The following is a 23,743-nucleotide window of genomic DNA, read 5'->3' as shown; positions in this document are numbered from 1 at the left end:
CCGTTCAGCCCAGCGTCTCCGGCGCACCCTGGCGCCAGCGCTCCACCGCGACCACCGCCTGCTCGGGGCTGCCGAAGATCTTGTCCTGGCCGATCTTCTTGACCAGCCCCGAGCGCTCCAGCGCCATGCGGAACTGCCCATGGCCGCCCGCGACCAGCAACGTGATGTTGCGGGCGTCCAATTCGCGCTTCAACTCATACAGCGCTTCCACAGCGTCGGCATCGGCCTGCGTCATGGCTTCGGCGTCCAGCAAAAACCACTGCACGTCGCCCGCGTTATTCATGACTTCGCGCGCGCGCCGGCGGAAGGTGTCGGCGTTGAAGAACCACACCGACGATTCGAACAGCCAGATCACCATCCCCGGCACCGGTTGCGCGTCGGGATTCAAGTGCAGCTTGCCCAGCACCGTCTCGCCGGGCAGTCGGCCCAGCAGCGCGTCGCGCGGGTTGCCCGACACGTACATCGCGTACAGCAGGGTTGCGCCCACCGACACCGCCACGCCCTGCAACACGCCAAAGCCCACCACGCCCACGGCAGCCAGGATGCCGAACGCCAATTCAATGCGGGAAATGCGCGCCAGCCGCAAGAAGGCCTTGAGGTCGAACAGGTTCACGGCGGCCAGCAGCAAGATGGCCGACAGCACCGCCTGCGGCAACCAATACAGCGGCGCGCTCAACAGGCCCACCACGATCGCCAAGGCCAGCGCCGCGGTGACGCTGACCAGGGGCGACGAGCCCCCCGACACCAGGCCCACGGCCGTGCGCGAATCCGCGCCCGTCACCACAAAGCCCTGGAACAACCCCGCCGCCACGTTGGCCGCGCCGAAGCCGACCAGTTCCCGATTGGGGTCCACATGTTCGCCCGTGCGCGCCGCAAAGCTGCGCGCGGTGACGATGCCGCTGGAAAAGCTGACCACCAGCACGCCCGCCGCGCCCAGCAACATGCTGTCCACGCCTTCCAGGCGCACGGGCAGGCTGATGCCCGGCAAGCCGGCCGGCACCTCGCCCACCACCGCAATGCCCAGGCTGGGAAAATCGAAGATCCACGACAGCAGGCATCCGCCCACGACCAGCAGGATGGGACCGGGCCATGCCGGCCGCCACCGCTTGACGCCCACCAGCAGCAGGCACGAGGCCAGACCCAGGCAAAGCGTTGGAATCTGAATTTCCTGGATGCGGCGCGACAGTTCCAGGAACGGATGCACGAGGCCGGCGTTGCGCAATCCCACGCCCGTCAGGCCGCTCAGTTGGGACAGCGCCAGCGTCACCGCCACGCCCGCCATGTAGCCGATGAGGACGGGGCGCGACAGCAGGTTGGCCAACACCCCCAACCGCAGCAGGCGGGCGATCAGGCATCCCACCCCTACGGTCAGCGCAATGCCGGTGGCGGCCACCAGCCGGTCCTCGGGCGAGGTCAGCGCCATGCCGGTCAAGGTGGCGGCGATCAGCGTGCAGGTAGCCGTGTCCGGCCCCACGATGAGCGTGCGAGAAGATCCGAAGACGGCGTAGCCCAGCATACCGGCAATCGCGGCCCACAGGCCGGCGACGGGCGGCACGCCCATCATCGCGGCGTAGGCCAGGCCGACCGGCAAGCCGACGGCGGCCACGCTCAGGCCGGCCAGGACGTCGCGCTGCGCCGACTCCCGGGTAATGCCTCGGAAGTTGTTCAGGCCGGGGAAAAAGCGAAGGTTCATGATGCTGCAATCGACCTGATCGTAGAAGTTGCGTAACCGGACACATGGGGAACATATGCAGGAACGCATGTAGCGTTCAGCCTACACCAAGGCGCGGCGTGCGGAACCGTTCAAGATCAAAGTCGATGCACATTTCATTCCTTCAGGGAATGATGATCGTTGCATTTTTATCTCTTTTATCGAAATGCGGAATTGCGTAGAGTGCCCCGCATAAGAAAGCGGCCTTACGCCGCGCCCTTGCACATCGACACGGCCCTCCGCCTCGCCCGACGACGCGGATTCACAAGGCCGGCATTTCAGGAGACTCCATGTCCTACGCCTTCCTGCGGCGCGCCAGTCGCGCCCTCGTCCTGTCCGCACTCGCCATCGGCATCGCCCCCGCCGCATACGCGCAGACCTACCCCGAGCGCCCGATCAAGCTGGTCGTGCCATGGCCGCCCGGTGGCGCGACCGATTCGCTGGCCCGCCTGTTGGCGCAGCGCCTGACGGATCGGCTGGGTCAGACGGTGATCGTGGACAACAAGGCTGGCGCGGGCGGCAATATCGGCACCGCGTCGTTCGTGCGCGAAAAGGCCGACGGCTACACGCTGCTGATGGCCACCAGTTCCACCAACGCCGCCAACCCGCACCTGTATTCGCGCCTGGGTTTCGATGCGACGAAGGACTTCGCGCCTGTCGCCTTCGTGGCCGAGATTCCGAACATCCTGGAAGTGCCCAAGCAGTCACCCTTCAAGTCGGTGGCGGACCTGGTCGCGGCCGCCAAGGCCGAGCCCGGCAAGCTGAACTATGGTTCGGGCGGCGTCGGCTCGTCGCAACATCTGGCCGGTGCGATGTTCAAGCACCTGACCGGCGCGGATGTTCTGCACATCCCGTACAAGGGCAGCGGCCCCGCCGTGTCGGACCTGTTGGCCGGACAGGTCGACATGATGCTGGACACGGGCTCGCTGGCGCAGGTTCAGGCGGGCGCGCTGCGCGCGCTGGCCGTGGCTTCGCACCAGCGCTTGCCGGCGCTGCCCAACGTGCCCACGTTCGAAGAAGCGGGCGTGCCCAAGATGTATGCATCGGCCTGGTACGGCATCGTCGCCCCGGCCGGCACCCCGCCCGACGTCGTGCAGCGCCTGAACAAGGAAGTCAACGCCGTGGTGGCCGAAGCCGACGTGAAAAAGCGCATGGAGAGCATGGGTGCGCTGGTGCCCGCTGGGCAGACGCCGGAGCAATTTGCCGCCTTCATTCAATCCGAAATCGCACGCTACGCCGAGATCGTGAAGATCTCGGGCGCCAAGATGGAATAAGCGCGGCCGACGGTTGCCAAAAAAAAGCGCCCGACCAGGGCGCTTTTTGCATGGCGCATGGCGCGTACGGCCGCCATGGCAAGGAGGACGCACACGCCCTCCTGTTCGTTTACTTGGCCGCGCGTGCTTCCAGCACGGCCACGGCCGGCAGCGTCTTGCCTTCCAGGAATTCCAGGAACGCGCCGCCACCCGTCGAGATGTAGCCGACCTGTTCGCCGATGCCGTACTTGGCGATGGCCGCCAGCGTGTCGCCGCCGCCCGCGATCGAGAAGCCGTCCGATTCGGCGATGGCGCGCGCCACCACTTCGGTGCCGTTGGCGAATTGATCGAATTCGAACACGCCCACCGGACCGTTCCAGACGATGGTGCCCGCCTTCTTCAGGATCTCAGCCAGCTGCGCCGCCGTCTGCGGGCCGATGTCCAGGATCATGTCGTCGTCGGCCACATCGGAAGCGGCCTTGACGGTGGCTTCGGCATCCGCGCCGAACGACTTCGCGCAGACCACGTCAACCGGGATCGGCACGGCCGCGCCGCGCTGCTTCATGATGTCGATCACGGCGCGCGCCTGGTCCACCTGGTCGGGCTCGGCCAGCGACTTGCCGATGGACAGGCCGGCGGCCAGCATGAAGGTGTTGGCGATGCCGCCGCCCACCACCAGCTGGTCGACCTTATCGGCCAGCGATTGCAGGATGGACAGCTTGGTCGAGACCTTGGAGCCGCCCACGATGGCGACCAGCGGGCGCTTGGGTTCGTGCAGCGCACGGCCCAGGGCGTCCAGCTCGGCTTCCAGCAGGGGGCCGGCGCAGGCCACGGGCGCGAAACGCGCGATGCCGTGCGTGGTGGCTTCGGCGCGGTGGGCGGTGCCGAACGCGTCGTTGACATAGACGTCGCACAACGCGGCCATCTTCTTGGCCAGCGCTTCGTCGTCCTTCTTTTCGCCGACGTTCACGCGGCAGTTTTCCAGCAGCACGACCTGGCCGTGATCGACCTGGACGCCATCGACCCAGTCGCGCACCAATTGCACGGGCATGCCCAGCAATTCGGACAGGCGCTGGCCAACCTTGGCCAACGAGTCGGCCTCGGTCAGCACGCCCTCTTTCGGGCGGCCCAGGTGGGACGTGACCATGACGGCCGCGCCGGCGTCCAGCGCCAGGCGGATGCCGGGCACCGAGGCGCGGATGCGGGTGTCTTCGGAAATGCGGCCGGCGTCATCGAACGGCACGTTCAAGTCGGCACGAATGAACACGCGCTTGCCGGATAGGGCGCCGGCCTTGGCCAGCGCGGACAGGGTATTGACCTTGGACATAGATGAATTCCTTCGATGGGCGAACAAAGGGGACGAACCCATTTTCCGCATCGGCGGAAAATAAATCCGTCCCCTCTGGACTGACCGTGTTGCTTACTTGGCCGACATCAGCGCGACGGTGGTGTCGAGCATGCGGTTCGAGAAGCCCCACTCGTTGTCGTACCAGGACGAGACCTTGACCAGACGGCCCGACACCTTGGTCAGCGACGCGTCAACGGTGCTGGAGGCCGGGTTGTGGTTGTAGTCCACCGAAACCAGGGGCTCGGTGTTGTAGTCCAGGATGCCCTTGAGCTCGCCTTCCGACGCGGCCTTCAGGATGCTGTTCACTTCTTCGGCGGTCGTGTCGCGGCTGGCCACGAACGACAAGTCGACCAGCGACACGTTGATGGTCGGGACGCGGATGGCGTAGCCGTCCAGCTTGCCGTTCAGTTCCGGCAGGACCAGGCCCACGGCGGCGGCAGCGCCGGTCTTCGTGGGGATCATGCTCATCGTGGCCGAACGCGCGCGGCGCAGGTCTTCGTGGTAGACGTCGGTCAGGACCTGGTCATTGGTGTAGGCGTGAACGGTCGTCATCAGGCCGTTTTCCAGGCCCAGCTTGTCGTTCAGCGGCTTGACCAGCGGGGCCAGGCAGTTGGTGGTGCACGAAGCGTTCGAGATGACGGTGTCGGTCGACTTGAGCACGCCGTGGTTCACGCCGAACACGATGGTGGCGTCCACATCCTTGCCGCCCGGGGCCGAGATGATGACTTTCTTGGCGCCGCCCTTGATGTGCGCGCCGGCCTTTTCCTTGGTCGTGAAAAAGCCCGTGCATTCCAGGACCACGTCGACCTTGAGCTCGCCCCAGGGCAGTTCAGCCGGGTTGCGGTTGGCCAGCACGCGGATCTTGTCGCCGTTGACGACCATGAAGTCGCCGTCGACTTCGACGGTGCCCGGGAACTTGCCGTGGGCGGTGTCGTAGCGCGTCAGGTGCGCGTTGGTCTTGGGATCGCCCAGGTCGTTGATGGCGACGATTTCGATATCGTGCTTCTTGCCACCTTCGTAGTGGGCACGCAGGATGTTGCGGCCGATGCGGCCGTAACCATTGATGGCGACGCGAATAGTCATACTAAGCTCCTTTTTTACAAAACCTGTTTGACGGTCTCGGCCACCTTGTCGGCGGTCAGCCCGAAGAACTTGAACAATGCGCCGGCCGGGGCGGATTCGCCGTAGCGGTCGATGCCGACCACGGCGCCCTCCAGGCCCACGTACTTGTGCCAGAAGGCGGTCACGCCGGCCTCGACGGCCACGCGCGGCAAGCCCTTGGGCAGCACGGATTGCTTCCAGGCAGCGTCTTGCTTGTCGAACACGTCGGTGCTGGGCATGGAGACCACGCGCACGGCGATGCCTTCCTTGGCCAGTTGGGCCTGCGCGTCCAGCGCGATGGCCACTTCCGAGCCGGTGGCGATGATGACGGCGCGGGCGCCCTCGGCATCGCGCAGCACGTAGCCGCCACGGGCCACGGCGTCGACGGTCGCGGCGTCGCGCGGCACGAACGGCAGGTTCTGGCGCGACAGCAGCAGCGCGGTCGGGCCGCCGTCATGCACGTCCATGCCGATGCTGGTGGGGCGCGTCACGGCGGCATTCCAGGCGACAGCGGTTTCCACCGTATCGCACGGACGCCACAAGGACAGGTTCGGAATCAGGCGCAGGCTGGCGGCATGTTCGATGGACTGGTGGGTCGGGCCGTCTTCGCCCAGGCCGATGGAGTCGTGCGTGAACACGTGCACCACGCGCTGCTTCATCAGCGCGGCCATGCGGATGGCGTTGCGCGAGTAGTCGGAGAAGGTCAGGAACGTGCCGCCAAACGGCAGGTAACCGCCATGCAGGGCAATGCCGTTCATGATGGCGGCCATGCCGAATTCGCGCACGCCGTAGTTGATGTGGCGGCCGAACTGGATGCCCTTGTCGCCGCTGCGAACGGCGGCTACGCCCTTCCAGTCGGTGAAGTTGGAACCGGTCAGGTCGGCCGAGCCGCCCAGCATTTCAGGCAGCAGCGGGGCCAAGGCGGCGATCGCGAATTGCGACGCCTTGCGGGTGGCCACGGTTTCAGCCTTTTCCAGGGTCGAGGCCAGGAAGGCCTTGAACTGGTCGGCATAGCCCTCGGGCATTTCGCCCTTCATGCGGCGCGTGAATTCAGCGGCTTCGGCGGGGAATTCGGCGGCGTAGGCGTTGAAGGCGGATTGCCATTCGGCCTGGGCTGCCGCGCCCGACTTGCGGCCATCCCAGCCGTCGTACACGTCTTGCGGGATCTGGAACGGTTCGGACGACCAGCCCAGCGCGGCGCGCGTGGCGGCGATTTCGTCCTTGCCCAGCGGAGCGCCGTGCACGTTGTGCGTGCCGGCCATGTTGGGCGAACCCTTGCCGATCACGGTGCGGCAGATGATCAGCGTGGGCTTTTCCGATTGCGAACGCGCGGCCTTGATGGCGGCGTCCACGGCGGCGACGTCATGGCCGTCAACGCCACGGATCACGTTCCAGCCGTAGCCTTCGAAGCGCTTGGCGGTGTCGTCGGCGAACCAGTGTTCGACGTGACCGTCGATGGAGATGCCGTTGTCGTCATACAGCACGACCAGCTTGGACAGCTTGAGCGTGCCAGCCAGCGAGCACACTTCGTGCGAGATGCCTTCCATCAGGCAGCCGTCGCCCGTGAAGGCGTAGGTGTGATGGTCGACGAGGGTGTGGCCCGGCTTGTTGAATTCGGCAGCCAGCAAGGCTTCGGCCAGCGCCATGCCGACGGCGTTGCCCAGACCCTGACCCAGCGGGCCGGTGGTCGTTTCCACGCCCGGGGTGATGCCCACTTCGGGGTGGCCCGGCGTCTTGGAATGCAGTTGGCGGAAATTCTTGAGTTCGTCGATCGACAGGTCATAGCCCGTCAGATGCAGCAATGCGTAGATCAGCATCGAGCCGTGGCCGTTGGACAGCACGAAGCGGTCGCGGTTGGCCCAGGCGGGATCTTTGGGGTTGTGGCGCAGGTTGCCCGTCCACAAGGCTTGGGCGATTTCCGCCATGCCCATGGGAGCACCCGGGTGCCCGGAGTTCGCTTGTTGCACGGCATCCATCGCGAGGGCGCGGATGGCATCCGCCAAGGCAAGTTTAGGGGCGGTCGGATTGCTCATTCGGAAGGCTCTTTGAAGCTGGCGCGCCCATGCAGGATATAGGGGCCAGTTGAGTGGGTTGCGAAGCAGACGATTTTAGCATCAGGGGATTTCCCTCAGGCCATCGGCCTTAAGCCCGATGTAAACAAGCGTTTCGGGGGCGATTGTCAGCGTAGTTCCCACAATTGCAGTAAACGGGTCCTAGATTCAGCATAGGGGGCTGCCATTGTTCGAGGATTCGCCTAGCATGCCTCTTATGCTAAATGTCACCCTTCCGATTGCCGGCTTCATGGCCCTGCGCGATGCCATTGGCGAAGATCGCGCGCTGCTGGCCGCGCAAACCCTTGAGCGCGCGCAGATCCAGGGCGAAGCCGAGCTCGTCGCCAAGATCTACGCGCAGATCGATGCTTCCCGGCAGGCCCTGCAACGAGAGCTGCAAGACCAGCTCGCCCAGCGTCCCCATCGCGAAGAACTCAAGCGCTACGCCACGCATGAAAGCCTGGCTGATCTGCGCACGCAGTTCCAGCGGCTGGACAAGAAAATGACCGTGGGCTTTCTGACGCTGCTTGGCCTGAACCTGGCTTCCAACGCGCCCACCTTCATTGAATGGGCGACCAGGATGGTAGGCTACGCGCTCCGCTGATTCGGGCGGCGCTGCATCAGGCGGCGCTGCCTCGGGCGCCGCTGCGTCGGCCAGCCTTCTTCAACCCGCCTCCCCTACCCATCTTCCTTTTCGCTCCGCCCATGTCCGCCCCCCGCTTCTTTTGCGACATCCCTCTTTCCGCCGGCACCCGCATCGCCTTGCCTGACGCATTGGCGCATCACGCGCTGCGCGTGCTGCGGCTGAAAGCGGGCGAATCCGTCGTGCTGTTCAACGGCCAGGGCGGCGAATACCCGGCCGTGCTGGACGTCGATGGCAAGGCCGGCTATGCCCAGTTGGGCGATTTTTCCGCCCGTGAAGCCGAACTGGCCGGACGCATCACGCTCGTCCAGGGCCTGCCTTCCGGCGACAAGATGGACTGGGTCGTGGAAAAGGCAGTAGAGCTGGGCGCGTCACGCGTCAGCCCGATCGCCGCGCAACGCAGCGTGCTGCAATTGTCCGGCCCACGATTGGACAAGCGCGTGGCGCACTGGCAGCGCATTGCGCAGTCCGCCGCCGAGCAATGCGGCCGCAATCGCCTGATGGCAGTGGATACGCCCCGCAGCCTCGCCGACTGGCTGGCCGAACCCGCCGAGGGCCTGCGCCTGCTTTGCCACCCGGAAGCCGGTGAAGATCTGGCGGGCAAGCTGCGCGCCGCTCCCGGCCTGACAGCGCTGACGTTGTTGGTGGGTCCCGAAGGCGGCTGGTCGGACAAGGAATTGGAACTGGCGCGCCAGGCGGGCGTGCAGGCGGTGCGTTTCGGCCCGCGCGTGCTGCGCACGGAAACGGCGGGCCTGGCGCTGGTGTCGGCGGTCAGCGCACTGCTGGCCTGGTAGTTCGGTCGGGCGATCAGGCAATCAGGCGGTTCGGCCTCAGAACCATACACCCAAGCCTGCGATCAATCGTTCTCGCCATAAGGCGCGGCGGCAATGCCGGGTTCGGGGTCGGGATGCTTGCCGGCATGTTCGATCACGAACGAGAAAATGCGGCCGTTCTCGCGGGCGAAGTCGGCGGCGTCCGAACATACGGTTTCAATACGGGCGGCGTCTTCTTCCAGCACCGGGTCGCCGGAATGCAGCCGGTACAGCCACAGCACCACGCCGGTCTTGTGATCCAGCACGGTGTCGCACAGGCAGTCGTACAGCGCATCGAGATTGCCGCCGAAGTATTCGGGAAAATCCACTGCCTTGACGATGGCGCGTAGCACCGCGGAACGGCTGCGCGCGGGGTCACAGTTGGCGACGAACAAGGACAAGCCCAATTCGTGCGAGGCGTCCACGACGGCCTTCTTGTCCAGCCCCTCATGAGGCAGCGCTCCCCCGCGCAGAAGCTGCTTCTGCAACGTAGATTGGCCATTGCGCGTCATGCCTGAGCCTCCTTGAAAAAGGCGATCACTTCGTCGTTACGCTGCATCGTATCGGCATAACCCAGTTCAATCAATCGCTTGGTGTAGCTGGATTCGAACAGCAGATACGACATCAGCGCACCGCCCCCAGGACGGCCTGGATCGGACGATACACCGAGTACGCGGAAAAGGGCACGCGCTTGCGGGGGCATGTCCTGCAAGTGCTCCAGCGCCATCGTGTCCAGCGACTGGCTGGGCGTCAGGGTCAGCACCTGGATGCGGCGCACGTTGCCCTGCGCGCCATCCTGCGGCGCATGCTCCATCAGCGTGTTGATGCGTTCCAGGCGTTCCACGTCCACTGACAGGCCATCCAGGAATATGCTGGACAGCGCATGTCCGCCCACTTGGGCCAGCGAAGGATAAGGCGGCGAATCCGCGCGATTTTCGGGGTGGGTGTCATCCCGAAATCCCGTCCCGATCACCAGCACGCGATGCGCGCCCAGGTGTATCGCCGGGCTGATGGGCGCCAATTGGCGCATGGAGCCGTCCCCGCACCACTCCCCTTTGCCATGCACCTGCACCTGGCGCGCGGGGAACACGAAGGGGATGGACGACGAAGCCATCAGGTGGTCGATGCTGATAGGCGTGGGGATGGCCAGCCGCAGATAGCGGTGCCACGGCTCGATGGGCGCGTGCGCCTGGTAGAAGGTCAGGTGTTCGCCGCTGGTGTAGCCGGAGGCCGTGATCGCCAGCGCCGACAGCGACCCGCGTTCAAGATTGGTGCGCAGATGATTGAAGTTCAGTACGCGGCCCAGCAGCGCCTCCATGGGGCTGTTGTCCAGCAGCGACTGCGGCCGTTTGCGCGTCAGGCCCGAATACATCCATCCCAGCGCCAACAACCCCAGCCAGCGCACACCCGTGCGTATCAGCCCGGGCGCGTCGGCGCGGTAGATCATGTCGGTATTGAGCGAGGACCACAGCCGTCGAATGCGGCGCACGCCCAGGTGAGGCCGGTCGGCGCGGCAGGCCAGCGCGGCGGCGTTGATCGCGCCTGCCGAAGTGCCGCAGATGATGTCGAAGGGATTCTGGAAGCGCGAATGCCAGTCAGGGTCCAGCAGGTCCATGATCGCGCTCAGGACGCCCACCTGATAGGCGGCGCGCGCACCACCGCCTGTCAGGACCAGACCGGTCGGCGCGCGTGGGCACGCCGGACCGGGGGGACTGACTTCAACGTGGCGTGTTGACATCGACCACAGTCATCGCGGTCATGTTCACAATGCGGCGCACGGTCGAGCTGGAAGTCAGGATGTGCACCGGCGCGTTGCAGCCCAGCAGGAACGGGCCGACCGCTACGTTGCCGCCCGCCGCCGTCTTGAGCAGGTTGTAGGCGATGTTGCCGGAATCCACGTTCGGGCACACCAGCAGATTGGCTTCGCCCTTCAACGTCGAGGACGGCAGGATGCGCATGCGCAGCGCTTCGTCCAGCGCGCAGTCGCCGTGCATTTCGCCATCGATTTCAAGTTCCGGCACCTTCTCGCGCACAATTTCCAATGCGCGGCGCATCTTGGCGCCCGAGGCCGAACTTCCCGACCCGAAATTCGAGCGCGACAGCAGCGCCACCTTGGGCGCCAGGTACATACGGCGCATTTCGTTGGCAGCCGCGATGGTGAATTCGGCGATCTGTTCCGCCGTCGGCTCGTCGTTGACGTGCGTATCCACCAGCACCACCGTGCGCTCGTTGAGCAGCAGGATGTTCATGGCGGCGTACACGTTGTGGCCCGGGCGGCGGCCGATGACTTCATCCACGAAACGCAGGTGGTCGTGATACGCGCCAACCGAACCGCAGACCATGCCATCGGCATCGCCCAGGTGCACCATCATCGCGCCGATGAGCGTCATGCGGCGGCGCATTTCCACGCGCGCCATTTCCTTGGTGATGCCGCGACGGCACATACGCTCCCAGTAGGTCGTCCAGTACTGATGGAAGCGTTCGTCGTATTCCGGGTTGGTCACTTCGACGTCTTCACCGAGGCGCAGGCGCAGGCCCAGCTTTTCGATGCGGGTCAGCAGCACGGACGGGCGGCCCACCAGGATGGGACGGGCCAGGCCTTCGTCGACCACCACCTGCACCGCTCGCAGCACGCGTTCGTCTTCGCCTTCAGCGAACACGATGCGGGCGGGACCGCCCTCGCGCACGATGCGCTTGGCAGCCGAGAACAACGGCTTCATGAACGCGCCCGAGTGGTACACGAACTGCTGCAACTGTTCTTCGTAGGCTTCCAGGTCCGCCAGCGGACGCGTGGCCACGCCACCTTCCATCGCGGCCTTGGCCACGGCCGGCGCAATACGCACGATCAGGCGCGGATCGAAGGGCTTGGGAATCAGGTATTCAGGACCGAACGAGATATCGAACGTGCCGTAAGCCGCGGCCACGACTTCGTTCTGTTCTTCCTGCGCAAGCTGGGCAATGGCGTACACCGCCGCCTTTTCCATTTCGCGCGTGATGGTGGTGGCGCCCACGTCCAGCGCGCCACGGAAGATGTACGGAAAGCACAGGACGTTGTTGACCTGGTTCGGGTAGTCGGAACGACCCGTGGCCATCACCACGTCATCGCGCACGCCATGCGCCACTTCCGGCAGGATTTCCGGCGTGGGGTTGGCCAGCGCCAGGATCAGCGGACGCGTGCCCATTGCCGCGACCATCTCGGGCTTGAGCACGCCACCGGCCGACAGGCCCAGGAACACGTCGGCGTCCTGGATCACTTCGGCCAGCTTGCGCGCGTCCGTCTTCTGCGCAAAACGCGCCTTGTCCGGATCCATCAGCACCGTGCGGCCTTCGTAGACCACGCCTTCGATGTCGGTGACCCAGATGTTTTCCAGCGGCAGGCCCAGGTCCACCATCAGATCCAGGCAGGCCAGCGCCGCGGCGCCCGCGCCCGAGGTCACGACCTTGACGGTCTTGATGTCCTTGCCCACGACCTTCAGGCCGTTGATGAACGCGGCCGACACGGTGATGGCGGTGCCATGCTGGTCATCGTGGAAAACCGGAATCTTCATGCGCTCGCGCAGCTTGCGCTCGACGGTGAAGCATTCCGGGGCCTTGATGTCTTCCAGATTGATGCCGCCGAAAGTGGCTTCCAGGCCGGCAATGATCTCGACCAGCTTGTCCGGGTCGGTTTCGTTGATCTCGATATCGAACACGTCCAGGCCGGCGAACTTCTTGAACAAGACCGCCTTGCCTTCCATCACCGGCTTGGAGGCCAGCGCGCCGATATTGCCCAGGCCCAGCACGGCCGTGCCGTTGGTGATGACACCGACCAGATTGCCGCGCGCCGTGTAGCGAAACACGTTGGACGGATCCGCCACGATCTCTTCACAGGCCGCCGCAACGCCCGGGGAGTACGCCAGCGCCAGATCGCGCTGGTTGGTCAGTTGCTTGGTCGGCGTGACCGAGATTTTGCCGGGGCGGCCGTGCTCATGATATTCAAGGGCGGCTTTGCGAAGGTTGGCATCCATAGGGCGGCTACTGGCTAGAAGTGAAACAGAGGGAGGAATTCTATTCCCATGGCGGGCGCACGGCGATACGTTTGCGCAACCGCATCCCTGCACAGGGCAAGCGGCGAAATCTTACAACAAGCTGAATTGCATTCAGGCTTCATTGGGCAGGAATGAGGGAAAACGACCAGCGGGGTCGAACAATGTCTTGACGCGCGCGTCCAGCCGGTGCGTCGCCAGCCCGGGCGCTTCGGCGGGACGCGCCTCGCCCGGGGGCCGGGGATCGGTCCAGGCAGGCGCGTCTGTCAGCGTGACGCTCTGCACCCACGCCAACGTGCCGCCGTGGCCCAACAGCAGATGAGCCAGATTGACGGTGGCGGGCGCTTGCGGCTTCAGCGCATCCAGCCGATAGCGGCCCAGCCAGTGGTAGCCGTCGTTGGTGGCGAAAGCGTCACCCCCGGAAGCCAGTTGGAACAGCGCGGGCACCAGGGCCTGCACGGTCGCCGACCGCAAGGGCTGCACATCGGCCTCGCCAAAAGGCCCCAGCGTTTCCTCGACGCCGTCGGCCAGCATCACGTCCACCGCAAGCACGCCCGAAGCAGCCGTGCCGCCCGCTGGCCAGGGGGCCGGCGACGCCAGCCATTCGGCCAGGGTCATTGCGTCGGGCAGGCCCTGGAACTGGCGCAGCCCGGCTTGTGCCAGCGCGGCCATCGGCACGCCCGGCTGGGCGCGCCAGCGCGGCGTCTCGCCAGCCAGCCGGGCCAGGCCGGCAAGCCGCGAGGGATCGATGCGCAGCCGGGGCGAAGTGGCCGGCGCGTAAGGGCCGGTCGCCCCCTCCAGCGCCATCACGACGCGGTATTCGGCGCATAGCGCGCGGGCATGGGTGACGTCGCCGTCCCGGGTCGGTGTCAGAATGGCCTGCGCGCCGCCCGGGCCGCCTTCGCCCAGATCGATGACCTGACCCTGGCACAGCAGCTTCAGGCGCTGCATGAACGCGGCCCATGGCGTTTGCGCGGGCCGCCTGCCAAGCAGGAAAGCGCGCCGGGATGGCTGCATGACTACAATCCTTTTTTGCTTCAAAGACGCTATTCGAGAATCCAATGCCCCGCCTTGCCGCCCGCACCCAAGACTTTCTGACATTCCAGGTAGTGGAACTCTTCAAGCAGGCGCAGGCGCTGCAGGCGGCGGGCCACGACATTATCAGCCTGGGCATCGGCGAACCGGACTTTACCGCGCCGCCCCAGGTGGTGGAAGCGCTGGAACGCGCGGCGCGCGCCGGCCTGAGCGGCTACGGGCCGCCCGCCGGGCTGATGCCGCTGCGCGAGGCCATTGCGCAGTTCTACCACGACAAGTTCGGCGCCAAGATCAACCCGGCGCGCGTGATTGTCACGGCGGGCGCCTCGGGCGCGCTGACCCTGGCGTGCGCGGCGCTGGTCAACCACGGCGGCGAAGTCCTGATGCCGGACCCGTCGTACCCGGCCAACAGCAACTTCGTGCTGGCGGCGGGCGGCGTGCCGCGCCTGATTCCCAGCTCGGCCGCCAAGCGCTTCCAGTTGTCGGCTGACGACGTGGCCCGGCACTGGACGCCGGCTACCCAAGGCGTGTTGGTGGCCTCGCCCAGCAACCCCACCGGCACGTCCATCGCCCATGCCGAATTGGCGCAACTGCTGGCGCAGGTCAAAGCGCGCGACGGCTTTGCCATCGTCGACGAAATCTACCTGGGATTGTCGTACGAAAACCCGCCGCGATCCGCGTTGACGCTGGACGATGACATCATCGTCATCAACAGCTTCTCGAAGTACTTCCACATGACCGGCTGGCGTCTGGGCTGGATGATCGTGCCGGAAGACATGGTGGCGCCGGTCGAGAAAATCGCCGCCAGCCTGGCGATCTGCGCGCCCACGCTGGCCCAGCACGCCGCGCTGGCCTGCTTTACCGAACAGGCGATGAAAACCTTCGAGCACCGGCGCGAAGCGTTCAAGCAGCGCCGCGACTACCTGCTGCCCGAATTCGAGCGCCTGGGCATCGATGTGCCGGTCAAGCCGGATGGCGCGTTCTATATCTATGCCGATATCAGCAACCTGGGCATGGACAGCGCCACCTTCTCGCAACAACTGCTGCTGCAAGCCTCCGTCGCCGCCGTGCCCGGGCTGGACTTCGGCCCCGCCCACGGCCGGCACACCATGCGCTTTTCCTACGCCACCGGCCTGGACCGCCTGGAAGAGGCGGTCGCCCGCATCGGCAAGCTGCTCCAGCGCTGATCGCCAAAGAAAAAGCGCGCTCCCGAGGGAGCGCGCTTTAACGTGCAGCTGGCTGAAACGAGGTCAGTCCCGCGCCAGGGCGATGCCAGAGGCCAGCGCCAGGCGCCGGCGTTCGGCCTGCACCTTGGCGCCGTAGCCGTTGTCGTCCGGCCCCGTGGAACCCACGTAACAGGCCAGTCCGGCATCGACGGAACCGCGGCGGTTGATGCAATCGCGCAGGATCGTCGCGCCCACGCCGATATTGGCGGCGGGGTCCAGGGCGGTCTTGCCCACGGCGTCGAACTTGTCCTGGTGCACGCTGGTCATCACCTGCATCAAGCCTTGCGCGCCCACGTGGCTTTCGGCCAGGGGGTTGTAGCGCGACTCGATGGCGATGACCGCCAACACCAGCAAGGGGTCCAGCTGCTTGTCGCGGCTGACCTTGTAGACGGTGTTCAACAGCGGACCGGTGGCGTCATACGCCACCTTGTATTTGCGCGAGATATAGTTGCGCAACGCTTCCGCCTGCGGGCCGGAAGCCGCCGAAGCAGGCTTTTTGGGCGCGGGTGGCGCGACGCGCGCCGGCCCCAGCATGCCGGTGGCATTGCTGGCGGGAGCAGTTGGTACGGCCATGGCAATTGCCGACACAGTGTCGGAACCCAGTTCGGAGCCGGTGTCGGTATCGACGCCGGTTTGCATGGATGAAGGCGCTAGGGCGGTCAACAAGGCTTTGTGCACTTGCAATGCCTGGTCGCGCAAACCTGGCAAGGCAAATCCCATGCTTACCGTCACAATCACTGCGATGCCCAGATAGACTGAACAGATACGCAAGGACTCGGCAAGATATTCGTGCACTCCTTGGGCCATATTCCTGAACAGGCTGGCCACTGACGCATCGGGCATGAAAACCTCCTGCGTGGAAAAAGAGGGAGTCAATGTTAACCTCTCTTTCGACCTCAAATGTAACCAAATCGCTGGGATCTGTAGTGAAATACCGCGACCTTAGAGACTTCCTCGCCCAACTTGAACGCATGGGCGACCTCAAACGCATTGCCGCGCCGGTGTCCACCCGGCTGGAAATGACTGAGATTTCCGACCGCGTGCTGCGCGCCGAAGGGCCGGCCCTGCTGTTCGAAAAGGCCCTGCACGATGGCCAGCCGGCGCAGATGCCGGTATTGACGAATCTGTTCGGCACCCCGTCGCGCGTGGCGCGCGGCATGGGCGCGGACAACGTCAGCGCGCTGCGCGATATCGGCGAACTTCTGGCCTCGCTGCGCGAGCCCGAAGCCCCAAAGGGACTGCGCGATGCGCTGGCCAAGGTGTCGATGCTTAAGGCGGCGCTGTGGGACATGAGCCCCAAGAACGTCAAGAGCCCGGCCTGCCAGGAAATCGTCTGGGAAGGCAAGGACGTGGACCTGACCCGCCTGCCCATCCAGACCTGCTGGCCCGGCGACGTCGCGCCGTTGCTGACCTGGGGCCTGGTGATCACTCGCGGCCCCAACGCCAAGCGTCAGAACCTGGGCATCTACCGCCAGCAGCTGCTGGGCCCGAACAAGCTCATCATGCGCTGGCTGTCTCACCGGGGCGGCGCGCTGGATTTCCGCGATCACGCGCTGGCCAATCCCGGCACGCCTTTCCCGATTGCCGTGGCGCTGGGCGCCGACCCGGCTACCACGCTGGGCGCTGTCACTCCGGTGCCAGACAGCCTGTCCGAATACCAGTTCGCCGGCCTGCTGCGCGGCTCGCGCACCGAAGTGGCCCAGGCGCTGGGCAGCAACCTGTCGGTGCCGGCCTGGGCCGAAATCGTGCTGGAAGGCCATCTGCTGCCGGCTTCCGAGCCGCGCGCCATCAAGCCCGTGGTGCCGGACGGCGTCAATCCGCCCCCCAACAGCGACTACGAAATGGCGCTGGAAGGACCGTATGGCGACCACACCGGCTACTACAACGAGCAGGACTGGTTTCCGGTCTTCACGGTCGAGCGCATCACGATGCGCCGCAACCCCATCTACCACTCGACCTACACCGGCAAACCGCCGGACGAACCGGCCGTGCTGGGCGTGGCGCTCAATGAAGTGTTCGTGCCGCTGCTGCGTCGGCAGTTGCCGGAAATCGTCGACTTCTATCTGCCGCCCGAAGGGTGCAGCTATCGGCTGGCGGTGGTGTCGATCCGCAAGCAGTACGCCGGACACGCCAAGCGCGTCATGTTCGGGCTGTGGAGCATTCTGCGCCAGTTCATGTACACCAAGTTCATCGTCGTGGTGGACGAAGACATCAACCCCCGCGACTGGAAGGAAGTGGTGTGGGCGATGACGACGCGCATGGACCCCGTGCGGGATACGCTGCTGGTCGAGAACACGCCCATCGATTACCTGGACTTTGCCTCGCCCGTGTCGGGGCTGGGCGGCAAGATGGGGCTGGACGCCACCAACAAATGGCCCGGCGAAACGCAGCGCGAATGGGGCACGCCCATCACCATGGACGCCGACGTCAAGAAGCGCGTGGACGATATCTGGGGCCAGCTGGGCTTGTAGCGGCCAGGCTCGCAAGGGCAGCGTTTACCCAAAAAAAACCCCGCCATGGCAACAGGCGGGGTTTTTTATGCGCAAAGGTGAAGAAGTTATTCCTCGTCTTCGCGCGAGCTTTGCCACATCTTGAACAATTGCCAGCCGACCAGCGCGCCGCCCGCGATCTTGAGCAGCTTGAACCGCTTGCCGCCACGCATCAGCAGCGTCGACAGGGACGAGCTGACGATGGGGTAACGGCGCGCCAAGGTGATGGCTTGCAAGGCCCAGCGCGACGCGCCGCCAGAGGCCAGCCGAGGCAGAAGGCCGCGGATGATCGAGGCGGGTTCCAGCCGATGGCCGGTCGTCACGATGTCATGCACCAGGGATTCGCGTTCGATGGCCGCGCGAGCGCGCAGCAGTTCGATGCGCACGGCGCGATCAACGGTGGGAGATCTTTTCGACATGGTTCAGATCTCCTCGCGTCGACGCGCCGGGGGTTCGTCGTCCTGCGCATCGCGTACCCGTTCGAGCAGTTCCGCATCGCGGCTCAACTCTTCAAGGGTGGCCGCGAACGGCGGCGCGCCATAGACCAAGGCTTGGCGCACGGCCAGCAGCAAGCCGATGCCGACGATTCCGTAGAACCCCGCCAGCAGGCCCAAGGCCATGTAGCGGTCTTCGGTGGGCCAGAACAGCACCGCCACCGTCACCGTGAACACCAGCACCGCCAGCGTCAGGAACAGCAACGCCGCGAATGCCATGCCCAGCAACTTAAGCAGGCGCGCCTTTTCGTCGGCGGCTTCCAGCGCCAGAAGTTCCAGGCGCGTGCGCAACAGCCCGACCAGGCTGGACGCGACTCCGAAAACAGATTTTCGTAGACCCATGTTGTCAGGAACGTCGGGCGGGCAGCGCCGGCATGCCGACATTGCCCGCCCGAGCGTTCAAGCCAATCAGCGGCGGCTGATCAGCAAGCCGAGCAGCAGGCCGGTCACGCCTGCGATGCCGATGGCTTGCCAGGGATTGTCGTGCACGTAGTCGTCGGTGGCGCGAGCGGCTTTGCGGCCACGCTCGAGCACGGCGTCTTGTGCTTCGTAGAGAGCTTCGCGCGTGCGCTTGAGCGAGGTCATGGCGCGGTCACGCAATTCGTTGGCCTTTTCGCCCGTGGTGCCAGCTGCTTCGCGCAGCAGGTTTTCGGCGTCATTCAGGCTGGTCTTGACACTGTCGATCAGTTTTTCTTTTGCGACTTCTTCGGATTTTCTCGTGGCCATTTTTTTGAGCTCCTGTTGTGTGTCTATGACGAAAACATCATACCAGCCGCCTTGTCCGCAACAAGACGTGCTTGATACCGTGTGCTACTTGATCTGCGTAATTTCAACCGCCGATTTAACGCCTGCTTGATCTATGTCTTGCTTCATCACCAGATTGACGGCGGGGCAATACCAATCAGTGACCGTCGTGTTCATGCCGGGGATCGGAATAGTCAGGCCCTGGAATGTGGCCATGGTCGGGTCCGAGTTGCGCGTGTACTTGACCGGATGGCAAGACTGGTTGCCCAGCGCCGTGTTCAACGACGTCTTCTGGCCCACGCTTTTCTCGCCGATGCGCACCGTGGTGCTGGGCTGGCCGCCCACCGGCGCTTCCTTGCCGATCTTCAGGCGGAAAGACGAGCCGGGCAGCTTCTGGCCCGCGTTCAATTTGCCGTCGTAGGCGAACAGCCCCAGCATGCGCAGGTCGAACTGGCCTTCGGAAGGCTGGGGCGCTTCACCGGCCGACGCGTAGCGCAGGAAGGTGGCTTGGCCACCCTTGACCGTCATCAGGTAATCCAGCTTGGACTTGCCCGGTGGCAAACCGGCATAGCCGAACGTGGCAACGCCTTGAACGCGCGCGCGGCAGTTGTCGCCATTGCTTTTTGTAACCTCGGTGAAGGTCAGATCCGCGCCCAGCGACAGGTTGCCCGACCCGGTCAACTGCACCGAGCCGCCGTCATGCATGAACTGGGCATCGCATACGCCCGCCTGCACCGACGCGGCCGCGCCCAACGCGCCCGCGCACAACACCAAGGATGCGATTTTTTGCATCGTCACTACACTCCAGAATTCGAGACATGCCGCCTGCCTGGCGGCGGCTGGATTTGATACTACACCCGTTGCCGTGCCCGACATATGTCCACTAGTGTCGGCGCAGCGCCCGGCAGGCCCACACCTCAGTAAATAAGTTCTGGATATAAGAATTCAAGAAATCAAAAGTTGTGGGGATGTAAGCCGGTCCCTATGATCGGGGGATATTTTCCCGGGTACGCCCGAGGCGGGCACAAGATGAAGCTTTTCCCGATTTTTGCCGATCTGAAGAATCGGCGGGTGCTGGTGGTGGGTGGCGGCGCGGTCGCCGAACGCAAGACGCTGGCGCTGTTGGAAGCCTCTGCCCACGTGGTGGTAGGCGCGCCGGAGCTGACCCCGGCGCTGACCGAGCTTGCGGCCCAGGGCCGCATTGTTTATCTGGCCGGACGCTTCGACGCCGCCTGGCTGGATGACGTCTGGCTGGTGGTCGCGGCCACCGATGAGCGCGCCGCCAATGCCGCCGTGTCCGAGGCCGCCGGCGCGCGGCGCATCTTCACGAATGTGGTGGACGACCCGGAACTGTCCTCGTTCCAGGTGCCGTCCATCGTCGACCGCTCGCCCGTCATCGTGGCGATTTCCTCTTCGGGCGTCGCGCCCGTGCTGGCGCGCCGCGTGCGCGAGCGCATCGAATCGCTGTTCGATCACACGCTGGGCCAACTGGCCGCGCTGGCGGCAACCTACCGCAAGCGCATCCGCGCCAGCCATCCCGACCTGGGCGCGCGCCGCCGTTTCTACGACTGGCTGCTGGACGGCCCCGTGGCGGGCCTGCTTCGGCAGCAACAGCCCGCTCAGGCCGAAGCGGCGCTGACCCAGGCGCTGGACGCGCCGCTGACGCCCGCCGAGGGCAGCGTCGTGCTGGTCGGTGCGGGGCCCGGCGACCCCGGCCTGCTGACCTTGAAAGCGCTGCGCGCCTTGAACGAAGCCGATGTGATTCTCTACGACCGCCTGGTCAGCGACGAGGTCATGTCGTTGGCTCGCCGCGACGCCGACCGCGTTGGCGTGGGCAAGCTGCCCGGCGAAAACCATCACGCCACCCAGGCCCGCATCCACGCCTTGCTGGTAGAACATGCGCAGGCGGGCAAACGCGTCGTGCGCCTCAAGGGCGGCGACGCCTTCATCTTTGGCCGGGGTGGCGAAGAACTGGAATATCTGCGCGCGCACGGCGTGCGCTTCGAGGTGGTGCCGGGCATCACGGCGGCGCTGGCCTGTGCGGCCTATGCCGGCATTCCGTTGACGCACCGCGAACACGCCCAATCGGTGCGGCTGATCACAGCCCACTGCCGCGAAGACGAAGACAACCTGGATTGGCCTGCGCTGGCCCGCGAAAAGCAGACGCTGGCTTTCTATATGGGCGTGGGTCAACTGGAGCTATTGACCCGGCGCCTGCTGGCTCACGGGCGCGCGGCCGAAACGCCGTTCGCGCTGATCGAAAATGGCAGCCGGCCGGAACAGAGGGTGCTGTCGGGCACGCTGGACGCGCTGCCCAGACTGGCGGCCGAACATGAGATCCGCTCGCCTGCCCTGCTGATCGTCGGCGAAGTCGCCGGCCTGGCGAGCCGGCTGCAATGGTTTGGACAACATATCGATGGGTCGGCCATCCCCGCCTGACCCTGTTGCGCGCGACCGCCGGCAGGCTTGAGGCCACCGGCGCGCCGCGAGCCGCCTGCCCGTCAGTCGGTCTTCTGGGTCGTACCGAAAATACGGTCGCCCGCGTCACCCAGGCCGGGCATGATGTAGCCATGCTCGTTCAGGCCGTCGTCGATGGACGCGGTGTAGATGTGCACGTCGGGGTGCTTGGCCAGCACGGCGTCGATGCCCACGGGCGCGGCCACCAGCACCAGCGCACGGATTTCCTTGCAGCCGGCGCGCTTGAGCAAATCGATGGCGGCGACCATCGAGCCACCAGTCGCCAGCATCGGATCGACAATCAGCGCCAGGCGTTGGTCCAGTTCGCCGACCAGCCGTTCCAGATACGTGTGCGCTTCCAGCGTTTCTTCGTTGCGGGCCACGCCCACCACGCTGACCTTGGCGCCGGGAATCAGGCTGAGTACGCCGTCCAGCATGCCGATGCCGGCGCGCAGGATCGGCACCACGGTGACTTTCTTGCCGGCGATCTTCTCAACCTGGACTTCGCCACACCAGCCCTGGACGCTGGCGGGCGCCAGCGGCAGGTCCTTGGACGCTTCATAAGTCAGCAGCGCGCCCACTTCCTGCGACAACTCTCGAAAGCTCTTGGTGCTGAGGTCGGCGCGACGCATGATCCCGAGCTTATGGCGGATCAGCGGATGGCGGATTTCGTGCACGGGCATGTGCGTAATTCTCCAGAATATTGAAATACAGGGTTGTTCGCCTCAGGCGGAACCAGCACGGCGCGCCGCGTTCGCGGCCACCGTTTGCAAGCCACGCTTGAGGATCGTAATCGGTTTGATGGAAAAAAAGACTTATTGGTCGGCCAGCCACGCGATGAGCGCGTCGTCGAACGCCCGCACTGCGCCCGCCTGTTCATGGTTGACGATGCTGACGACCACGTAGCGCTTGCCGCTGGCCCCCAGCACGTAACCGGCAATGGAGCGCACGTCGCGCAGCGAGCCGGTTTTCAGGTGGGCCATGCCCTGCGTGCCATCGCCCTTGAGACGGCGGCGCACGGTGCCGTCCACCCCCGCGATCGCGAAGGATGAAATGTACTCGGGCATGACGGGCGAATTCCAGGCCACGGTCAACATCGAGGCCAGGCTGTCGGCCGACACCCGGGCCTCGCGCGACAGGCCCGCGCCGTTATCGATGACCAGCTCGGGCATGTCCAATCCCTGCTTGACCAGCGCGCCCTTGGCGACGGCCTCGCTGCTGGCGACGGTGGCCGGCCGGCGGCCACGTTCGGCGCCCAGCGTCAACAGCAGCGTGCGCGCCATGACGTTGTTGCTGCGCTTGTTGATCTGGCGGATCACTTCCGACAGCGTCGGCGACTCATGCGAGGCCAGCACCACCGCATCGGCCGGCACCATGCCGGCGCGTACCTGCCCCTTGAACGTGCCGCCCAGTTCCTTCCACAACAGCCGGAAGATCTCGGTGGCGTAGTCCGGTTGCGACAGCGCCAGGCGGTACAGGCTGAATTCACCGCAGGAGCCGGCCACCTTGCCGCCGACGCGGATCGTCACGCCCTGCTGGGTGATCAGGGGCTCGGTCGTGACCACCGGGGGGCCGGGGCAGCGGATGTCGCTCCATTCCACGTGCCCCTCGATCTTCAGGCCCGGCAGCGGCGGGTCGATCAGGGGAACCCATTTCTGGGCGGCGGGGTCGGGCGTGAACAACAGGCGCAGTGCGCCAAAGCCCACCATCAGCGCATCGGGGCTGGCGTTGTAGGCGCGGTCCGGCGCGCCATCGAAGGCGCCGGGGTCGGTGGCGACCTGGCCAAAGATGCTGCGGTCGATCACCAGGTCATTGATCTGCTTGACCCCGCGCAGGCGCAGTTCGCGCAGCAGCGCCCAAAGGTCTTGCATCAGGAATTGGGGGTCGCCGCCCGCGCGCAGGTACAGCGGGCCGGCCAACGCGCCGCGCGCGTCGGGCCGGGCGCCGGGCGCGGTCATGAATTCGGTGCGCCAGACGTAATTGGGGCCCAGTTCGGACAGCGCCGCCCAGGTCGTGACCAGCTTCATCACCGAGGCGGGGTTGCGCGGTTCCTTGGCGTTCAGTGCGATCAGGCGCTGCCCGCCCAGCTCCTGCACCACCAGCGACAGCGAACTGTCGGGCAGTTTGCTGGCCTTCCAGGCATTCACGACGTTGGGCGGCAGGCCCTGCACCTGCGCGCAGGCGGCGCCTGCCGACAGGGTCAGCAGCGCGCCGGCCAGCCACCGCTTCAGCCCGCCCAACTGCTTCATCGCTTGTCCCGTCATGCCTAGTCCACCGGTTGCTATTGCTCTCAAGACCGAGAGCATACAAAACCTGGAACGGTTGCGGGCGCGCCCGCTGATCCGACCCTGATA

General features: G+C 65.4%; 21 protein-coding genes. 6 read left to right on the top strand and 15 right to left on the bottom strand.

Features of this window, described 5'->3' with window-relative positions; translation table 11 throughout:
• Positions 1-4: 4 nt before the first annotated feature.
• On the bottom strand, positions 5-1,693 hold the full coding sequence (locus tag API01S_RS16765) for a SulP family inorganic anion transporter (protein ID WP_006221197.1): 1,689 nt from the start codon (positions 1,691-1,693) through the stop codon (positions 5-7).
• 308 nt (positions 1,694-2,001) lie between these two features.
• Between API01S_RS16765 and API01S_RS16760 the strand changes: the two genes are divergently transcribed.
• Positions 2,002-2,985: a Bug family tripartite tricarboxylate transporter substrate binding protein gene (locus API01S_RS16760; protein WP_061305345.1), complete on the top strand. Its 984-nt coding sequence runs from the start codon at positions 2,002-2,004 to the stop codon at positions 2,983-2,985.
• Positions 2,986-3,094: 109 nt separating this feature from the next.
• Here the strand turns inward: API01S_RS16760 and API01S_RS16755 are convergent, their stop codons facing one another.
• From API01S_RS16755 to tkt, 3 genes are all read right to left on the bottom strand, one after another.
• Positions 3,095-4,291: a phosphoglycerate kinase gene (locus tag API01S_RS16755; RefSeq protein WP_006221199.1), complete on the bottom strand. Its 1,197-nt coding sequence runs from the start codon at positions 4,289-4,291 to the stop codon at positions 3,095-3,097.
• Between the two features lie 93 nt (positions 4,292-4,384).
• Positions 4,385-5,395: a type I glyceraldehyde-3-phosphate dehydrogenase gene (gap, locus tag API01S_RS16750; RefSeq protein WP_006221200.1), complete on the bottom strand. Its 1,011-nt coding sequence runs from the start codon at positions 5,393-5,395 to the stop codon at positions 4,385-4,387.
• Between the two features lie 14 nt (positions 5,396-5,409).
• The gene (tkt, locus tag API01S_RS16745; RefSeq protein ID WP_050730804.1) at positions 5,410-7,446 is read right to left on the bottom strand and encodes a transketolase; all 2,037 of its coding nucleotides are present in this window, start codon (positions 7,444-7,446) and stop codon (positions 5,410-5,412) included.
• 226 nt (positions 7,447-7,672) lie between these two features.
• Between tkt and API01S_RS16740 the strand changes: the two genes are divergently transcribed.
• Together API01S_RS16740 and API01S_RS16735 are read left to right on the top strand one after the other, a co-directional pair.
• Positions 7,673-8,068 (top strand): hypothetical protein, encoded by a 396-nt coding sequence (locus API01S_RS16740; RefSeq protein WP_231689512.1) that lies wholly within the window; start codon positions 7,673-7,675, stop codon positions 8,066-8,068.
• A 101-nt stretch (positions 8,069-8,169) separates the two neighbouring features.
• Complete coding sequence (locus tag API01S_RS16735) at positions 8,170-8,901, top strand: 16S rRNA (uracil(1498)-N(3))-methyltransferase (protein ID WP_061305343.1); 732 nt, start codon at positions 8,170-8,172, stop codon at positions 8,899-8,901.
• Between the two features lie 62 nt (positions 8,902-8,963).
• Here API01S_RS16735 and API01S_RS16730 read toward each other — a convergent pair whose 3' ends face one another.
• From API01S_RS16730 to API01S_RS16715, 4 genes are all read right to left on the bottom strand, one after another.
• Positions 8,964-9,431, bottom strand: coding sequence for a barstar family protein (locus API01S_RS16730; RefSeq protein WP_006221204.1), 468 nt, complete (start codon positions 9,429-9,431; stop codon positions 8,964-8,966).
• Entirely contained in the window at positions 9,428-10,657 is a 1,230-nt protein-coding gene (locus API01S_RS16725; RefSeq protein WP_061305341.1) for a patatin-like phospholipase family protein, read from the bottom strand. Before API01S_RS16725 ends, API01S_RS16730 begins: the two co-directional genes overlap by 4 nt.
• Positions 10,638-12,926: an NADP-dependent malic enzyme gene (locus API01S_RS16720; RefSeq protein ID WP_006221206.1), complete on the bottom strand. Its 2,289-nt coding sequence runs from the start codon at positions 12,924-12,926 to the stop codon at positions 10,638-10,640. The genes API01S_RS16725 and API01S_RS16720 overlap by 20 nt, the downstream gene beginning before the upstream one ends.
• A gap of 132 nt (positions 12,927-13,058) precedes the next feature.
• On the bottom strand, positions 13,059-13,961 hold the full coding sequence (locus API01S_RS16715) for a hypothetical protein (RefSeq protein ID WP_061305337.1): 903 nt from the start codon (positions 13,959-13,961) through the stop codon (positions 13,059-13,061).
• 44 nt (positions 13,962-14,005) lie between these two features.
• On the opposite strand from API01S_RS16715, the gene API01S_RS16710 reads away from it, so the two are divergent.
• Complete coding sequence (locus tag API01S_RS16710; protein WP_050731151.1) at positions 14,006-15,166, top strand: pyridoxal phosphate-dependent aminotransferase; 1,161 nt, start codon at positions 14,006-14,008, stop codon at positions 15,164-15,166.
• A gap of 63 nt (positions 15,167-15,229) precedes the next feature.
• Here API01S_RS16710 and API01S_RS16705 read toward each other — a convergent pair whose 3' ends face one another.
• The gene (locus API01S_RS16705) at positions 15,230-16,048 is read right to left on the bottom strand and encodes a lytic transglycosylase domain-containing protein (protein WP_061305335.1); all 819 of its coding nucleotides are present in this window, start codon (positions 16,046-16,048) and stop codon (positions 15,230-15,232) included.
• Between the two features lie 83 nt (positions 16,049-16,131).
• On the opposite strand from API01S_RS16705, the gene API01S_RS16700 reads away from it, so the two are divergent.
• Entirely contained in the window at positions 16,132-17,676 is a 1,545-nt protein-coding gene (locus API01S_RS16700) for a UbiD family decarboxylase (RefSeq protein ID WP_061305333.1), read from the top strand.
• 86 nt (positions 17,677-17,762) lie between these two features.
• On the opposite strand, the gene API01S_RS16695 is transcribed toward API01S_RS16700, so the two are convergent.
• The 4 genes from API01S_RS16695 to API01S_RS16680 all read right to left on the bottom strand — a co-directional run bounded on the left by API01S_RS16695 (position 17,763) and on the right by API01S_RS16680 (position 19,724).
• Positions 17,763-18,113 carry a hypothetical protein gene (locus tag API01S_RS16695; RefSeq protein ID WP_006221211.1) on the bottom strand — a complete coding sequence of 117 codons (351 nt, stop codon included), beginning with the start codon at positions 18,111-18,113 and terminating at the stop codon, positions 17,763-17,765.
• A 3-nt stretch (positions 18,114-18,116) separates the two neighbouring features.
• Positions 18,117-18,530, bottom strand: a complete 414-nt coding sequence (locus API01S_RS16690; protein ID WP_039884459.1) for a phage holin family protein — start codon at positions 18,528-18,530, stop codon at positions 18,117-18,119.
• 66 nt (positions 18,531-18,596) lie between these two features.
• Complete coding sequence (locus API01S_RS16685) at positions 18,597-18,914, bottom strand: DUF883 family protein (RefSeq protein WP_006221213.1); 318 nt, start codon at positions 18,912-18,914, stop codon at positions 18,597-18,599.
• Positions 18,915-18,998: 84 nt separating this feature from the next.
• On the bottom strand, positions 18,999-19,724 hold the full coding sequence (locus API01S_RS16680; RefSeq protein WP_061305331.1) for a hypothetical protein: 726 nt from the start codon (positions 19,722-19,724) through the stop codon (positions 18,999-19,001).
• 237 nt (positions 19,725-19,961) lie between these two features.
• Between API01S_RS16680 and cysG the strand changes: the two genes are divergently transcribed.
• The gene (gene cysG, locus API01S_RS16675; RefSeq protein WP_061305330.1) at positions 19,962-21,371 is read left to right on the top strand and encodes a siroheme synthase CysG; all 1,410 of its coding nucleotides are present in this window, start codon (positions 19,962-19,964) and stop codon (positions 21,369-21,371) included.
• A 62-nt stretch (positions 21,372-21,433) separates the two neighbouring features.
• On the opposite strand, the gene upp is transcribed toward cysG, so the two are convergent.
• Positions 21,434-22,072: a uracil phosphoribosyltransferase gene (upp, locus tag API01S_RS16670; protein ID WP_006221216.1), complete on the bottom strand. Its 639-nt coding sequence runs from the start codon at positions 22,070-22,072 to the stop codon at positions 21,434-21,436.
• A gap of 132 nt (positions 22,073-22,204) precedes the next feature.
• Entirely contained in the window at positions 22,205-23,653 is a 1,449-nt protein-coding gene (gene dacB / locus API01S_RS16665; RefSeq protein WP_006221217.1) for a D-alanyl-D-alanine carboxypeptidase/D-alanyl-D-alanine endopeptidase, read from the bottom strand.
• Positions 23,654-23,743 lie beyond the last annotated feature (90 nt).

This window comes from Achromobacter piechaudii NBRC 102461, from assembly GCF_001571245.1.
Taxonomy (GTDB): Bacteria; Pseudomonadota; Gammaproteobacteria; order Burkholderiales; family Burkholderiaceae_B; genus Achromobacter; species Achromobacter piechaudii.
This window is presented reverse-complemented; position numbering and strand designations above follow the sequence as displayed.